Below are 14867 nucleotides of genomic sequence, written 5' to 3'. Positions count from 1 at the left end.
GTGACCGCGTTGATCACGGGGATGGGTCTGTTCACACCGGTCGGGCGGGGTGTCGAGGAGACCTTCGACGCGCTGACCACCGGCCGGTCCGGGCTGACCCGCCCGCCCGAGGGGCACCCGGTGAGCACGTCGCTGGACGTCGCCGGCCTGCTGCCCGACATCGACCCGCGCACCGTCGCGTCCGGGCCGGAGACCCGGGTGCTGGACCGGGTCGTCGTCCTCGCCCTGCTCGCCGCCGCCGACGCTCTCACCGACGCCGGCATCGAGGTGGGCCGCGACGTCGAACCCGACCGCATCGGTGTGATCGTCGGTGGGGTCGGCGGGATGGCCACCCTGGAGTCGCAGGTGCTGGCCCGGGCGGCCCGGGGTCGGGCGGCGGTCAGCCCGTACCTGCTCACCGGGATCCTGCCGAACATGCCGGCGGCGCGGATCGCCATCGCGCACGGCATCCGGGGCTACAGCTCGTCGGTCGGCACCGCCTGCGCCTCCGGCGCCCAGGCGGTCGCCGACGGGGTGCGCCTCATCGCGACCGGAGAGGTCGACGTGGTGCTCTGCGGGGCCAGCGAAGCACCGCTCTTCCCGACCTTCGCCGACACCTTCGGCAACGCGCGGGCGTTGGCGCGCGCCGGCACCGACCCGGGCCGGGCGAGTCGGCCGTTCGACACCTCCCGCAGCGGGTTCGTCCTGTCCGAGGGTGCCGCGCTGCTGGTGCTCGAACGCGCCGAGCACGCCGCGGCGCGCGGCGTCGCCGGGTACGCCGAGGTGGCCGGCCACGGCGCGACGACGGACGCGTACCACCCGACCGCCCCCCGCCCGGACGGCGCGGGCGCGGCGGCGTGCATCCGCCGGGCGCTGCGCAGCGCCGGTGTGCCGGCGGCGGCGGTCGGTTACGTCAACGCGCACGGCACCGGCACGAAGCTCGGTGACATCGCGGAGACCACCGCGCTGGCTGACGTCTTCGGCGTCGGCGGTGTGCCGGTCAGCTCCACCAAGGCGCTCACCGGTCACCTGCTCGGTGCCTCCGGGGTGCTGGAGGCGGCGGCCACCGCGTTGGCGCTCGGTCGGGGGCTGCTGCCGCCGACGTACCACCTCGACGATCCGGATCCGGCCTGCCCGGCGGACCACATCCGTGGCACGCCCCGCAAGGCCGACCTGGAGTACGCGGTCACCAACTCGTTCGGGTTCGGCGGCCAGAACGTGAGCCTGCTGCTGGCCCGCGTCGCCGAGCCGAGGGGGTGATCGAGGCGGCATCCCGGGCGGGGTGTGCCCGGACGGCAACACAGGGGGAATCGGGTGGGAAGGGTTTCAGGGGACATGGACATCCGTGGTATCGACCACATCGAACTCTACGTGGGGGACGCCCGACAGGCGGCCTTCTACTTCAGCACCGCCGTCGGCTTCGAGATCTGTGGCCAGGGTGGTCCGGAGACCGGGCTGGCGGGACAGCGCTCGCTGCTGCTCTGCCACGGCGACATCCGGTTGCTGCTCACCTCCGGGCTGAGCGCCGAGCATCCGGCGGCGCGGTACGTGCAACGCCACGGTGACGGCATCGGCGTCGTCGCCGTCGAGGTCGACGACGTGCCGGCCGCGTACGCCGAGCTGGTGGGTCGGGGCGCGACCGGGGTGACGCCGCCGACCACCCACACCGGGGCGGACGCCGAGGTGGTGATCGCCGAGGTGGACGGCTTCGCCGACGTGCGGCACCGGCTGGTGCAGCGCCGTGGCGCGGGGCGTGCGTTCCTGCCCGGCGCCATCACCGCGGCGACGTCCACGACGGACGGTCACCCGCCGGTGCTCGCCGAGATCGACCACCTGGCGGTCTGCGTGCCGCCCGGCCAGCTCGACGAGACGGTCCGGCACTTCGAGGCGCTGTTCGACTTCGCGCAGATCTTCGAGGAGCACATCGAGGTCGACGGGCAGGGAATGAACTCCAAGGTGGTGCAGAGCCCGTCCGGGCGGGTCACAGTGGTGCTGCTCGAACCGGACCGCACCCGGCGGCCCGGGCAGATCGACGCGTTCCTCGACCAGCACGCCGGCGGGGGAGTGCAGCACCTGGGGCTGCGCACCGACGACATCGTCGGCGCGGTCGAGGCGCTGGGCCGGCGCGGGGTGCGCTTCGCCGGCACCCCCGCCAGCTACTACGACGCCCTGGAAGCGCGGGTCGGTCGGATCGACGCCCCACTGCACCGGCTGCGCGAGCTTGGTGTGCTCGTCGACTCCGACCACGACGGCCAGCTGTTGCAGATCTTCGCCGAGTCGATGCACGTGCGTCGCACGCTCTTCCTGGAGCTGATCGAGCGACGCGGCGCGCGCGGCTTCGGCAGCGGCAACATCAAGGCGCTCTACGAGGCCAAGGAACGGGAACTGGCCGCCGTGGCGGCCACACCACAGGGGGTGGGGGCATGACCGCGACCGACTACGAGCCGACGTTGACCGCCGAGGAGCAGGCGCTGCTGCCGTCCGACGACGACGTGCGGCACTACGCCGAGCACGGCTGGTACCTGTCGAAGAAGGTGTTCACCGACGACGAGGTGGACGCCCTCGCCGCCGCCACGCAGCGCTACTACGACGGGGAGCGGGACCGGCGGCTGCCGGTACGTCCACCGAAGCTGGCCTACTGGGAGCAGTCCAAGGGCCCGGTGCAGCGGCACAACGACTACGTCCACCACGAGCACGACGGGCTCGGCGCGATCCTGCGCAAGCCGCTGCTCGGCGCGGTCGCCGCCCGGCTCGCCCAGGCCGACGAGATCCGGGTCTTCCAGTCCACGCTGATCTACAAGCCGCCGATCTCCGGCGAGCCGAGCAACATCGTGCCCTGGCACTTCGACAAGCACTACTGGGCGTCCTCGTCGTCGGAGAAGATGCTCACCGCGTTCATCCCCTTCCACGACTGCGGGGAGGAGATGGGCACCATCACCATGGTCGACGGTTCGCACCGGTGGAAGGAGATCGGCGCGGACGACACGGTGGTGCGGCACTTCGCCGACCGGGACCGCAGCCAGCTCGAGGAGATGCTGGCCGAGAACGCCGCGTACAACGGCGCGGAGATCCGCAAGATCCCGATGGTGATCCCCAAGGGACACGTGAGCTTCCACCACTGCCGCACCTACCACGGCAGTGGCCCCAACGTCAGCGGTCGTCCCCGACAGGCGATCTCGCTGCACCTGCAGGACGGCGACAACGCCTGGCGGGAGTATCCGCTCTCCGACGGCACGCTCGCCGCGTACAACCACGACGTGTTGGTCCGCCGCACCCACGACGGGCGGCCGGACTACGCGGACCCCGACTACTGCCCGGTCATCTGGCGCCACCGCGCCCAGCAGGGAGGCTGACATGTCACGGTACGACTGGGGTAAGACGCACCCGGGCATCGAGCGGTTGGAGCGGGCGGTGACCGACCGGCGCGACGCCGTGGTCAAGCACCCGCTCTACGCCAACCTCGACACCCACGAGGCGCTGGTCACCTTCATGCAGCACCACGTCTTCGCGGTCTGGGACTTCATGTCCCTGCTGAAGTCTCTGCAACGGCAACTGACCTGCGTCACGGTGCCGTGGATCCCGACCGGCCCGACCGGTAGCCGCCGCCTCATCAACGACATCGTCATGGTCGAGGAGAGCGACGAACTGGGCGGCGGCTACATCAGCCACTTCGAGCTGTACGTGCAGGGCATGGCCGAGGCCGGCGCGGACACCACTGCGGTGAACGCGCTCATCGACCTGCTGCGCGCCGGCCGACCGGTCACCGAGGCGCTCGCCGAGGCCGGGGTGCCGGCCCCGTCGGCGAGGTTCGCCGCGACCACCTGGCAGATCATCGAGTCCACCCCGGTGCACTGCCAGGCGGCGGCCTTCGCGTTCGGTCGGGAAGACCTGATCCCGGACATGTTCACCCAGGTCGTCTCGGTCAACGAGCACAGCAACCGGCTGCACACGTTCGTCGACTACCTGGAGCGGCACATCGAGGTCGACGGCGAACAGCACACCCCGATGGCCATGCAGATGCTCGCCGACCTGTGCGGCGACGACGACACCAAGTGGCAGGAGTGCGCCGACACCGTCAACACCGCCCTCGCCGCCCGGGCTCGGCTCTGGGACGACATCCTGGCCGCCATCAAGGGGCCCGCGTGACCGACGCCGACCCGGTCCGGCTCTACCGCACGGTCCGGCTGATCCGCCGGTTCGAGGAACGGGCGGTGGAGCTGGTCCACGGCGGGCAGATCGTCGGCGGCATCCACCCGTACCTCGGTCAGGAGGGGATCGCCGCCGGCGTCTGCGCCGCGCTGGACGCCGACGACGTGCTCGCCGGCACCCACCGCGGGCACGGGCACGTCCTGGCCCGCGGGGCCGACCCGGCCCGGATGCTCGCCGAGCTGTGCGGCCGGGTCACCGGCCTCAACGCCGGCCGGGGCGGTTCGATGCACGCCGCCGACCTGAGCATCGGCGTGCTCGGCGCCAACGCGATCGTCGGCGCCTCCGGGGCGATCATCACGGGCGCGGTCTGGGCCCACCGCCGCCGGGGCCGCGACACCGTCGGGGTGAGCTTCTTCGGCGACGGCGCTGTCAACGAGGGGATGCTGCTGGAGGCGTTCAACCTGGCCGCCCTGTGGCGGGTGCCGGTGCTGTTCGTCTGCGAGAACAACGGCTACGCCACCACCATGCCGGTCGCCGGCGCGGTGGCCGGCAGCATCGCCGGCCGGGCCGCCGCGTTCGACATCCCGGCCGTGCAGGTCGACGGCCAGGACCCCGAGACGGTACGCGTCGCCGCGTGCGCCGCCGTCGACCGGATGCGCGCCGGCGGCGGCCCCGAGCTGATCGAGGCCCGGACCTACCGCTTCGACGTCCACCACACCTTCGAACACGCGGTACGCCTCGACTACCGGCCACCCGACGAGGTGACCCGTGGTCGGGCCCGGGACCCGGTGCGCATCCAGGGCGAACGCCTCACCGACACCGACCGCGCGGCAGTGGACGCCGATGTCGAGTCGACCCTCGACGCGGCGGTGCGGTTCGCCCTGGCCAGCCCGGAACCCGACCCGGCCGACGCGTTGACCTACCTGTACGCCAGCGGCATGACCGCCCGCACCGGAGGTGGCTGAGGTGCCCCGACTGTCGTACCGTCGGGCACTGACGCGGGCCCTCGGCGACGAGTTGGCCCGCGACGAGGCGGTGTTCCTGCTCGGCGAGGACGTCCAGGTCGGGGCGTCGCTGGTGACCACCGGGCTGGCCAAGCGGTTCGGCACCGAACGGGTCCGCGACACCCCCCTGTCCGAGCAGGCGTTCACCAGCTTCGCCACCGGGGCGGCGCTGGCCGGGCTGCGGCCGGTGATCGAGTTCCAGATCCCGTCGCTGCTGTTCCTGGTCTTCGAGCAGATCGTCAACCACGCGCACAAGTTCCCGTTGATGACCGGCGGGCAGTGCCGTGTCCCCGTCACCTACCTGGTGCCCGGGTCCGGTTCGCGTACCGGGTGGGCCGGGCAGCACTCCGACCACCCGTACAGCCTCTTCGCCCACGTCGGCGTGGTCACCGTCGTGCCGGCCACCCCGGCCGACGCGTACGGGCTGCTGGTCACCGCGATCCGCCACGACGACCCGGTGGTGGTGTTCGCGCCGGCCGGTGCAATGGACGTGCGGGACGACGTCGACGACCTGGCGCCGGTGCCGCTGGGTCGGGGCCGGATCCACCGCTTCGGCGACGACGTGACGGTGGTCGCGATCGGGCACCTGGTGCACGACGCGCTCGCCGTCGCCGAGGAGTTGGCCGAGCAGGTCTCGGTGGAGGTGTTCGACCCGCGCACCCTGTACCCGTTCGACATCGACGGTCTCACCGAGTCGGTGGCCCGCACCGGACGCCTCGTGGTGTTCGACGACGGCAACCGTTCCTGCGGGATGGCCGCCGAGATCATTGCGAGCGTGGTGGAGCGGGTCCGGCTGCTCGCCCCGCCGCGCCGGGTCACCCGCCCGGACGGGGCGGTGCTGCCGTTCGCCCCCGCACTGGACCGGGCCGTACAGCCCGGCCGGGACCAGCTCGCCGCCGCCATCCACCTGACACTGAAGGACGGATCATGAGCGACCCGAACTATCCGTGGCCGGCGGCCGACCGGGCCTGGACCGACCTGCCGGAGTCTGGCCGACGGGCCATGGTGGCCAGTGGGGCGGCGGCCTGGGAGCAGGTGTTCCACGGTCGGGCCACCTACAACAAGCAGTGGCGGTTGGCCCGCCCCCCGGTGCTCGCCGCCGACGCCTGGCGGCAACTCAACGAGGTCTGCGACCGGCTCGCCCAGCTCATCCTCGACGCCTGCCGTCGGCGGGCCGGCACCGCCGGTGAGCTGCGCCGCCTGCTCGGCGTACCGGCGGGGGAGACCCGGCTACTGGACGAGGCCGAGCCGCTGACCGAGGCGCTGCTGGCCGCGTACCGCCCGGACGTGATCTTCTCCGCCGGGGTGCCGAAGTTCGTCGAGTACAACATCGACAGCAGCCTCGGCGGCGGGTTCGACGCGGACACCGTGATCCAGCGGTACGAGGGCCTCTACCGGGAGCACGGCATCCTCGACGACCTGCCGGTGCGGGCCGCGCCGTCGCTGCTGGACCAGCGGTTCGTGGCGATCCGCGAGGAGCTGCGGCTGCCCGAGGGCGCCCGGGTGGCGCTGCTGATGGACTTCGACGGCGACTACCCGGGCCTCGACGACCCGCAGACGTTCATCCGGATCCTCGACCCCCTCGCCGTACGGGCCCGGGACTTCGGCATCGACCTGGTCATCGCGCCGGTCGCCACCGCCACGGTGGACGTCGACAACCGCCTGGTCGTCGACGGCGCGCCGGTCGACGCGCTGTTCCGGTTGTTCGTGCCCAACCGGGTCACAGCGACCGCCGGTCTGGACGCGGTGGCAGTGGCCCTCGCCGCCGGCACCCTACCGATGTTCGTGTCGGCGGCGGCCTGGCTGCTCGGCAACAAGACCACGTTCGGTTGGCTGTGGGAGGACGTGGACGGGCTGCCCGCCGACGACCAGGCGCTGATCCGCCGGCACGTGCCGTACACGGTGCCGTTGACCGCCGCGGTGCTCGACCGGGCCATCGCCGAGCAGGCCACGCTGGTGGCGAAGCCGGCCGACGGTTCGGCCGGGCACGGCGTGCTGCTCGGCCCGGAGTTGAGCGCGGCGGACTGGGCCGACGGTGTGCGGGCCGCCGTCGACCAGGGCGGCGCCATCCTCCAGGAGTACCTGCCGACCGACCGGGTGTCGATGGACTTCGTCCAGATCGAGACGGGTGAGACGGTCACCGCCGACGTCCCGTACTCCCTGGCTCCGTACCTGTTCGGTCGGCACGCCTCCGGCGGCCTGGCCAGGGTCGGCTACCCAGGCTGCGACGGCATCCTCAACCTGGCCCACGGCGTCCTCCTAACCGGAATCCTCCTGACCGACTGACCCCGCCCTCCCTCCCGGTTGATCATGGGGTTAGCGGGGCGTCGGGCCGCTCCCGGCCCCGCCAACCTCATGATCACTGCGGCCGGGGGAGCCGGTGAGAGAGGGTGCGGAGGGTTTGGGCTGTCGCTATGGCGTCGCTGCGGGCGCTGCCGTGGCGGCCGTCGGTGCTGTAGAGGGTGGGGTCGGCCGTCAGGGGATGGTCGGTCAGGTGCACGTGAATCGTTCTCAGCCGTTCGGCGAGGGTGGCCGTGTGGGCGGACAGGCGGCGCATTCGTTCGCCCAGGCCGGGCCGGACGTGCTCGGGCACCGCCGGGCTGTGCGAGACGTCGAACATGCCCACTGTGATCACTTCGGCGCCCACATCCCGCAGCGCGCTGATCATCGCGGTCAGCTCCGCGTCCACCGCCTCCGCGTCGTACGCCCTGTGGAAGGCGTCGTTGCCGCCGCAGACGACAAGCGCCAGGTCAGGTGCGAAGGCCAGCGCCGAGGCGAGCTGGGTGGCCCGCACCTGGTACGCGCGCAGCCCGCGTCGACCCAGATTCCGGTACGCCAGCTCGGGGCGTACGGCGGTCAGCTCGGCGGCGACCCGGTCGACCCACTGCACGTCCGGGTAGCCCGGTGTCGGCTCACACATGCCCTCCACGACGCTGTCGCCGAGCGCCACGAACCGCCGCCACGGGTGCCCGTTCAGCAGTTCGGCGGCCTCCCCGGGGCGCAGGCAGTACGGGTCCGTCGATTCGGTGAGCGTCGATGGCATGCCGGCACGCTAGCCGACCGCCGGGCTGCCCTGCCAGGCTCAGCCGGTCAGGCTGACCTCGGCCAGGTAGACACAGGTCCGCCCCTCGTGCGACGAGTAGTAGCTCACCCACAGCAGGCCGTCGTGCCAGACCAGGCCGGGGTAGCTGGTGTCGCCGCCGGACGGCAACGCGACCAGCTCGGTCAGCTCGCCGCGGTCCGGGTCGACGACGCAGATCGCGGTGCGGACCTCGCCGTCGTGCAGGCGCACCCCGGCCAGCAGCAGCCCGTCGGGCAGTCGGAGCAGCGTCGGCCCGCCCACCTGGACACCCAGATCCGTCCAGGTCCAGTCCCGGTACGGCGGCTCGGCCCTGCCGAGCTGCGCGCTCGCGGTGGCCGCGTCCCGTCGCAACAGGCAGAGGGCGGTGCCGTCCGGGGCGAAGACCAGACCGGACTCGTTGGGGTACCCGTCCTCGAACAGCGTCGGCACCAAGGGCCGCAGGTCCACCCCGTCAGTGCTGCGGTAGAGCCGGGCGAACCTCGGCTCCCGGGTGGCGTAGCCCACGCCGTACATCGTGTCGTCGTGCCAGGCCGCCCGCCACACCCAGACGCCCGGCTCGCCCACCGGGGTCGGACCGCCCCAGGTGTGCCCGTCGGTGGAGAGCCAGGTCACCGTCTGAAACGTCTTCGTGGCCGCGCCGGTGGCGGCCGCCGCCAGCAGTTGCAGCCGCCCGTCGGGTCGCGACACGAAGCGCGGATCACGTAGGTCGGCGCCGGCCTGCGCGATGACGGTCGCGGAGGTCCAGGAGCGGCCGTCGGCCGACGTCAGCACCCGGATCACGCCGTCGTCGCTGAGGTGGGTGCGGGCCTCCCGGAAGGCGCAGAACCAGCTTCCGGCGTACCGGACGAGGTCGGTGAACGCGCTGTGCGGCGCGCTGTCGCCGATGCGGCGCACGGCGGTGACCTCGGCGGTGCGGCGGCGGGTGGGTGACGACGTCATACGCGGCGGCCTCCAGGTGCGGTGACGACGGTCGACGCTAGCCGTCCCCGGCCGACGCCCGCGCGGCCAGCAGCCGAACGTCCGACGAACAACGCGCGGACGCTGTCGGATTGGCGTCGTGGACGGCGCCGCGTCGGCGCGCTGCTGTGGGCTGGTGGCACCTGCCGCCCACCATGGGCGGTGGGCCGACGGCAGAGTCCATCGGCGAGGGAGGTGACCGCGTGCTCGGTTCGTTCCTTCAGGCCCTCGCGTCGAAACTGGTCGAGGAGATCCTCAAGCTTCTGGTTCAGTGGCTGGCGCCGAAGGCGCTGCGGTCGGTGCCGCACCCGGCCTCGCCGAACTGCCCACGCTGCGGCGGGTACGGTGTCCGCCGCTGGGCGCCCGGCGGCATCTGGATGTTCCTGCCGTCACTGCTGGCCTTCGCCTGGGGTTTCGGGTTCACGCTGCTGGGTGTGCCGGTGGTCGTGCTCACCGTGGTCGCGGTGGTGGTCTCCGACGGCGTCGGCGGAGTACCGACCGCGCTGCTCGCGCCACTTGGCCTGTTGGTCCCCGCCGCGCTGATGGTCGCGGGCGCGTTCGGCCTGGCCCACTACCACAGCTACCCGCCGAAGTGGTGCGCCCGTTGCCACGGTCGGTGGCCACGCCGGGACCGGGACGAATACCTACGGGCGTCGGCGCCGGTGGTGACCTGCGGCTGCGGTCAGCGGCTCCGGGTGCCCCGGACGGCAGCCGGGACGCGACTGCGCTGCCCGCGCTGCCGTACCGAACACGCCACCCCGGCTGCCGCCGAGCGCTGACGGGCCGGGGCCTCCACGGGTTCAGCGCGCCACGCTGTGCTCGGCGAGAAGTTCGCCGTCGCAGGCGGGGTCGCCCACGCCGGAGCAGCCGAAGTCGATGACCGCGGCGAGCCGGCCGTCGCGGACCAGCAGGTTGCCGTCCGCGACGTCGCCGTGGAACCAGACCGCCGGCCCGGTCCAGGTGGTGTCGAGGGCGGCCTGCCAGATGCCGGTGACGACGTCGACGGGCACCCGGTCGCGATGCGTCTCGATCGCCGCGCGGGTCTCGGCGTCGTAGGTGGACAGCGGACCGCCCCGCCAGGCGCTGTGCGGGCCGGCCGCCGGGCCGTCGGTGGCGTCCGCTGCGCGCAGGGCGCGCAGGAAGGCGGCGAGGTCGGTGGCGAACCGGGTCAGGTCGTCGATCCGCTCAGCGCGGGCGGTCCGCCCGTCGATCCACCGGTACACCGACCACGGGTACGGGTAACCCGCCCCGGGCCGGCCGTGACCGAGTGGGGTCGGCACCTCCACCGGCAACTGTGGCCCGAGCACCGGCAGCCAGCGCTGCTCCTTGGCGACCTGGAGGGCGTACCCGGCGCCGCTGGGCAGCCGCACGCTCATGTCCTCGCCCAGGTGGAACGTGCGGTTGTCCCAGCCGTCCACAGCGACGGGGCGGATCGGCAGCTCCGCCCACCGGGGAAACTGCTCGGCCACCAGTCGGCGGACCACTGCCACGTCGATCCGGTCGGCCACGGCATCGTCGGTCACGGGGACGCCCGGCGGCGGCTGCGCGCTCATCGGTCCGAGCCTGCGGCAGCCGCGCCGGGCCCGCAACCGGTTTGCCGCGCGTCCGGGTGGTGACGGCAGGAGTGGCGCAGGTCGGGTCAAATGGAGGTCGTGGCGACCATCCGCGCTCGACTAGCCGCCGTCCGCGCCGCCTGGCGTACCGGTGCCCCCACCGCAGCCCCCGTTCGCCCGACCCGCGGTGGACGGCCTCGGCCGGCTACCGTCGCACCGCGCGCCCTACACCCCCGCCGACCGTCGACAACCCGGCTGGAGTTGGCCCCGAGCGCCTCCCTGGAGCTCAGACCGGACCCGTGGCAACGGTTGCTCGGCCTGGGGAGCATCCTGTCGGTGATCGTCCTCGCCGTCGGGCTGTACGTCACCAACGCCGCCAACCGGGCGCAACAGGAGGCCGACCGGGAGCAGCGACGCCTCACCGCGCAGGGGCAGATCACCGACCGTTTCACCGCCTCGATCGAACAGTTGGGGCAGCCCGGCGCCGAGAAGGTGGACGTGCGCCTGGGTGCCATCTACGCCCTGCGACGGATCATGCGTGACTCCGCGGCCGATCGTCCTGCCGTGGTGGAGATCCTGTCGGCGTTCGTCCGCGTCCACTCCGTCGGCGGGACGGCCGCTCGCACCCCGGCCCGCAGCGACAAGACCACGGGGGCGGCCGCCGTCGAGGACACCTTGGCACTGCCCCCGGTGGACATCCAGGCCGCCCTGGCCGCGCTGGGCGACAGTGACTCGATCGGCGGCCGGCCGGATCTGACCCGTGTCGACCTGTCCCGCACCGACCTGCGCGGGATGGACCTGGCCGGAATGGACCTGAGCCTGGCGAATCTGGCAGGGGCGAACCTCTCCGACGCCGACCTGACCGGCGCAGACCTGGCCGGGGCCAACCTGACCGACGTCGAACTGATCGACACGCAGTTGCGCGGCGCCAACCTCAGCGGGGTGGACCTGCAGGACGTGCAGATGGACCGGGCGCGACTGGACCACGCCACCTTGACCGGGTCGAGCCTGGTCGAGGCGAGCCTTCGTTTTGCCGTGCTGACCGACGCGGACCTGTCCGCCGCCGACCTGACCGACGCGGACCTGACCGGCGCGGACCTCACGGGCGCGGACCTGTTCGGCGTCGACCTGCTCGGCGTCGTTCTGACCGAGGCGAACGTCGAGCGGGCGAGACTGCTCTCGGATTGGAACATCCGGTGCGCTGTCGTGGACCAGACGCGCCTGCCGCCCGGAGTGACCCGGCCGGCAGCCGACGCCCACCGCAACGACCCCGAGTGCCGGGCCCGTCGGGCAGAGTGGGCAGCGGTGCGGTAGGACCTCCGAGGCAGGTCAGGGTCGGTCACTGTGTGGTGACGGGGGTGGGCCGCGCCGGCGTCTCCGGGCCGGACGCCCTGCTGAGCAGCGGGTACGCGGTGACCACCAGGCACGCCGCCGCCATGGTCAGCAGGGCCGGGGTGAATCCCAGGGCGTCCACCGACCAGCCGCCGAGCAGCGCGCCGACCGGCAACCCCACGAACGCCAACGAACCGGCGATGCCGATCACGCGGGTCTGCAACTCCGGCGGCACCCGCTCGTAGAGCGCCACCCCGAGCAGCGGGTTCACCGCCGCGATGCCGATTCCGGACAGGAACGTCACCACGAGCACCACCGGCAGCTCGTCGCTGATCGCCAGCGCCACCAGCCGGGGCGTGCCGGCGACCAGCGCGCCGACCAGGAACGTCAGCCGCCGGGGCAGCCGGGGCCCGAGCGCGGTGAACACCAGGTTGCCCAGCAGCGCGCCCGCCGAGAACGCGGCCAGCACCAGGCCGAGACCGCTCGGACCGGGCAGCTCCCGGGCGACCCAGACCGGGATGTAGACGGCCACGCTGGCGTTGGCCACCATGTTCAGCGCCGAGATGACCGCGAGCATGCCGAGCAGCGGCCGGTCCCGGCCCAGGTAACTGAAGCCACCCCGCAGGGCGCGCAGGTAGCTTTCCGGCTGGGCGGGTTGCGCCGGGACGGCCGGCGGGCGGACCAGGACGCCGATGAGCAGCGCGCAGACCCCGAAGCTGGCCGCGTCGATGAGGATCGCCTCGGTCACCCCGAAGACGGCGATCAGCAGCCCGCCCACTGCGGCGCCGAACAGTGTCACCACCCGGCTGAGCCCGTCGTACGCGGAGGTCAGGCGGATCAGCGGCACTCCGGCGGCCTCCGCGACCGGGCGGAACATCACGTGCTTCACCCGGTCCCCGATGCCCCGCAGCGCGCCGGCCACCGCGACGAGCGCCACCAGCGGGACGAAACCCAACCACGGGGTCAGCGCCACGACGACCATCACCACCGCGCTGCCCGCGTCGCAGAGGATCGAGGTACGGCGCAGGCCGATCCGGTCCGCCCAGGGCGTACCCAACGCGCTGGACAGCAGGTAGGGCAGGGTCTCGGCGAACGCGACAAGACCCATCTTGGTGGGGCTGCCGGTGGTGACAAGCACCAGCCACGGAATGGTCACCACCGAGATGCGGGTACCCAGGTTGGAGATCAGGTCCGCGCTGACCAGGACGACCAGTTGCCGGCGGGGGGTCACGCCCCGACCGCCGCCGCCCGACGGGCCGCGTACCGTGCGCGCAGCGCCCGCTTGTCCACTTTCATCGACCGGTTCACCGGCAGCCGGTCGAGGAACGCCACACCGGCCGGCGCCCACATCTCGTTGAGTTCGGCGGTCACCAGCTCGATCAGTTCCGCCCCGGTGACCGTCGCGCCCGGCCCGAGCACCACGTACGCGTACGGCACCTCGCCGACCGTCTCGTCCGGCACGCCGATCACGGCGGCGGCCCGTACCTGGGGGTGCCCGACCAGCACGTCCTCGATGGGACGGCAGAAGATCGCCCAGTTCCGGCGATGCGTGACGATCATGTCGTGCGCCCGGTCGACGAGGTAGAGGTAGCCGTCGTCGTCGAGGTGGCCGATGTCGCGGGTACGCACCCACCCGTCGACGAGCGTCTGCGCGGTCAGCTCGGGCTGACCGTGGTAGCCGGCGAAGCTCAGTCGGGTCCGCACCCACACCTCGCCGTCGCGGCCGGTCGGCAGGACCGCGCCGTCGTCGTCGCGGATCTCGACGCGGACGTCGCCGTAGGGCCGCCCGCAGGAGCGCAGCCGCTCCGGGTGCTCCGGATCGTCGGTCAGCCCGGGCAGGGCGGTGATCACGACCGCCTCGCTGAGGCCGTACACGATGCGCAGCACCGGACCGAACCGCGCGATGGCCTGGCGCAGCCGGGCGGGCGCGGCGGGCCCGGCGCCCACGTTGAACATGAACATGGCGGAGAAGTCCGCGCCGACCAGCGCCGGGTGGTCCAACACCTCGTAGAGCATCGGCGGGGTGACGAAGGTCGAGTTGATCCGCTCCCGTTGCACGGTGTCCACGAAGGCCACCGGGTCCCAGTCGTCGCGCAGGAACAGCACCCCGCCGGTGAACAGGTTGAACAGTGTGGTGATCTGCCCGCTGGCCAGCCACATCGGCGAGTGCGAGAGGTGCCTTAGCAACGGGAACCCGGCGGCGCGGAAGTCGCCGGCCAGGGCGAGGATCTGGGCGTAGAAGCTCTCCCGGTGATGCACCAGCTTGGGGCTGCCGGTGGTGCCGCTGGTCTGCAGGAACGACTCGGGCGCCGGCACGGACGCCGGCAGCTCCGCCACGTCGGCGTCGGTGTCGGCGGTGAGGTCGGGGCCGGCGCCGCCCGCGCCCAGACAGCAGACCGGTGTGCCGGGCAGCGCGGCCGCCAGCTCCGGGCCCAGGCTGGCCCGGTCCCGGGCGTCGTAGACCAGGGCGTCCGGGTGGGCCAACCGGATGAACTCGTCGACCTCCCGGCGCGCGGTCACCGGGGCGACCCACATCGTCCGGCAGCCGAGCAGGTGCAGGGCGAGTTGCAGCAGTGGACCCTCCACCGCGTTCGCGACGGTCACCAGCACCGCCGACCCGGGCCGTACGCCGTGCCGGGTCAACGTCGCGGCCATCGCCCGGACCCGCGCGGCGGCCTCGGTGTAGGTGAGTCGCCGATCGGCGCCGACCAACGCCTCCCGGTCGCCGAATTCGGCGAAGAGGTCCAACACCCTGTGCACGTAGGTAGTGGTGTGCCCGGGTCCGTCAGTCATCCGGCAGCCCCCATCCGA

General features: G+C 72.8%; 14 protein-coding genes. 9 read left to right on the top strand and 5 right to left on the bottom strand.

Going from position 1 to position 14867, the window contains the following annotated elements; all coding sequences use genetic code 11:
* The 7 genes from OG598_RS11105 (at nt 1) to OG598_RS11075 (ending at nt 7418) form a co-directional block, all read left to right on the top strand.
* Nucleotides 1–1239 carry a beta-ketoacyl-[acyl-carrier-protein] synthase family protein gene (locus tag OG598_RS11105; RefSeq protein WP_328654335.1) on the top strand — a complete coding sequence of 413 codons (1239 nt, stop codon included), beginning with the start codon at nt 1–3 and terminating at the stop codon, nt 1237–1239.
* 75 nt (nt 1240–1314) lie between these two features.
* Nucleotides 1315–2406 carry a 4-hydroxyphenylpyruvate dioxygenase gene (gene hppD, locus OG598_RS11100; RefSeq protein ID WP_328654334.1) on the top strand — a complete coding sequence of 364 codons (1092 nt, stop codon included), beginning with the start codon at nt 1315–1317 and terminating at the stop codon, nt 2404–2406.
* Nucleotides 2403–3332 (top strand): phytanoyl-CoA dioxygenase family protein, encoded by a 930-nt coding sequence (locus tag OG598_RS11095; protein ID WP_328654333.1) that lies wholly within the window; start codon nt 2403–2405, stop codon nt 3330–3332. The genes hppD and OG598_RS11095 overlap by 4 nt, the downstream gene beginning before the upstream one ends.
* A 1-nt stretch (nt 3333) precedes the next feature.
* Entirely contained in the window at nt 3334–4125 is a 792-nt protein-coding gene (locus tag OG598_RS11090; protein WP_328654332.1) for a DUF3050 domain-containing protein, read from the top strand.
* The gene (locus OG598_RS11085; RefSeq protein ID WP_328654331.1) at nt 4122–5093 is read left to right on the top strand and encodes a thiamine pyrophosphate-dependent dehydrogenase E1 component subunit alpha; all 972 of its coding nucleotides are present in this window, start codon (nt 4122–4124) and stop codon (nt 5091–5093) included. Before OG598_RS11090 ends, OG598_RS11085 begins: the two co-directional genes overlap by 4 nt.
* A gap of 1 nt (nt 5094) precedes the next feature.
* Complete coding sequence (locus OG598_RS11080; RefSeq protein WP_328654330.1) at nt 5095–6063, top strand: alpha-ketoacid dehydrogenase subunit beta; 969 nt, start codon at nt 5095–5097, stop codon at nt 6061–6063.
* Nucleotides 6060–7418 carry a hypothetical protein gene (locus OG598_RS11075; RefSeq protein WP_328654329.1) on the top strand — a complete coding sequence of 453 codons (1359 nt, stop codon included), beginning with the start codon at nt 6060–6062 and terminating at the stop codon, nt 7416–7418. The genes OG598_RS11080 and OG598_RS11075 overlap by 4 nt, the downstream gene beginning before the upstream one ends.
* A 73-nt stretch (nt 7419–7491) precedes the next feature.
* On the opposite strand, the gene OG598_RS11070 is transcribed toward OG598_RS11075, so the two are convergent.
* Nucleotides 7492–8175 carry an SGNH/GDSL hydrolase family protein gene (locus tag OG598_RS11070; protein WP_328654328.1) on the bottom strand — a complete coding sequence of 228 codons (684 nt, stop codon included), beginning with the start codon at nt 8173–8175 and terminating at the stop codon, nt 7492–7494.
* Nucleotides 8176–8214: 39 nt separating this feature from the next.
* Nucleotides 8215–9153, bottom strand: a complete 939-nt coding sequence (locus tag OG598_RS11065; protein ID WP_328654327.1) for a sialidase family protein — start codon at nt 9151–9153, stop codon at nt 8215–8217.
* Between the two features lie 221 nt (nt 9154–9374).
* On the opposite strand from OG598_RS11065, the gene OG598_RS11060 reads away from it, so the two are divergent.
* Complete coding sequence (locus tag OG598_RS11060) at nt 9375–9950, top strand: hypothetical protein (RefSeq protein WP_328654326.1); 576 nt, start codon at nt 9375–9377, stop codon at nt 9948–9950.
* Nucleotides 9951–9971: 21 nt separating this feature from the next.
* Here the strand turns inward: OG598_RS11060 and OG598_RS11055 are convergent, their stop codons facing one another.
* Nucleotides 9972–10724: an aminoglycoside phosphotransferase family protein gene (locus OG598_RS11055; RefSeq protein WP_328654325.1), complete on the bottom strand. Its 753-nt coding sequence runs from the start codon at nt 10722–10724 to the stop codon at nt 9972–9974.
* A 99-nt stretch (nt 10725–10823) separates the two neighbouring features.
* Between OG598_RS11055 and OG598_RS11050 the strand changes: the two genes are divergently transcribed.
* Nucleotides 10824–12038, top strand: coding sequence for a pentapeptide repeat-containing protein (locus tag OG598_RS11050; RefSeq protein WP_328654324.1), 1215 nt, complete (start codon nt 10824–10826; stop codon nt 12036–12038).
* A 25-nt stretch (nt 12039–12063) separates the two neighbouring features.
* Here the strand turns inward: OG598_RS11050 and OG598_RS11045 are convergent, their stop codons facing one another.
* Together OG598_RS11045 and OG598_RS11040 are read right to left on the bottom strand one after the other, a co-directional pair.
* Nucleotides 12064–13287, bottom strand: a complete 1224-nt coding sequence (locus OG598_RS11045; RefSeq protein WP_328654323.1) for an MFS transporter — start codon at nt 13285–13287, stop codon at nt 12064–12066.
* Nucleotides 13284–14849, bottom strand: a complete 1566-nt coding sequence (locus OG598_RS11040; protein WP_328654322.1) for an AMP-binding protein — start codon at nt 14847–14849, stop codon at nt 13284–13286. Before OG598_RS11040 ends, OG598_RS11045 begins: the two co-directional genes overlap by 4 nt.
* Nucleotides 14850–14867: the final 18 nt, after the last annotated feature.

Source organism: Micromonospora sp. NBC_00330 (assembly GCF_036136635.1).
Taxonomy (GTDB): Bacteria; Actinomycetota; Actinomycetes; order Mycobacteriales; family Micromonosporaceae; genus Micromonospora; species Micromonospora salmantinae.
This window is presented reverse-complemented; position numbering and strand designations above follow the sequence as displayed.

Excerpts from the sequence above, each read along its gene's own strand:
- hppD (WP_328654334.1), top strand. The coding sequence starts at position 1,315 with ATGGACATCCGTGGTATCGACCACATCGAACTCTACGTGGGGGACGCC.
- OG598_RS11095 (WP_328654333.1), top strand. The coding sequence starts at position 2,403 with ATGACCGCGACCGACTACGAGCCGACGTTGACCGCCGAGGAGCAGGCG.
- OG598_RS11090 (WP_328654332.1), top strand. The coding sequence starts at position 3,334 with ATGTCACGGTACGACTGGGGTAAGACGCACCCGGGCATCGAGCGGTTG.
- OG598_RS11075 (WP_328654329.1), top strand. The coding sequence starts at position 6,060 with ATGAGCGACCCGAACTATCCGTGGCCGGCGGCCGACCGGGCCTGGACC.
- OG598_RS11070 (WP_328654328.1), bottom strand. The coding sequence starts at position 8,175 with ATGCCATCGACGCTCACCGAATCGACGGACCCGTACTGCCTGCGCCCC.
- OG598_RS11065 (WP_328654327.1), bottom strand. The coding sequence starts at position 9,153 with ATGACGTCGTCACCCACCCGCCGCCGCACCGCCGAGGTCACCGCCGTG.
- OG598_RS11055 (WP_328654325.1), bottom strand. The coding sequence starts at position 10,724 with ATGAGCGCGCAGCCGCCGCCGGGCGTCCCCGTGACCGACGATGCCGTG.
- OG598_RS11040 (WP_328654322.1), bottom strand. The coding sequence starts at position 14,849 with ATGACTGACGGACCCGGGCACACCACTACCTACGTGCACAGGGTGTTG.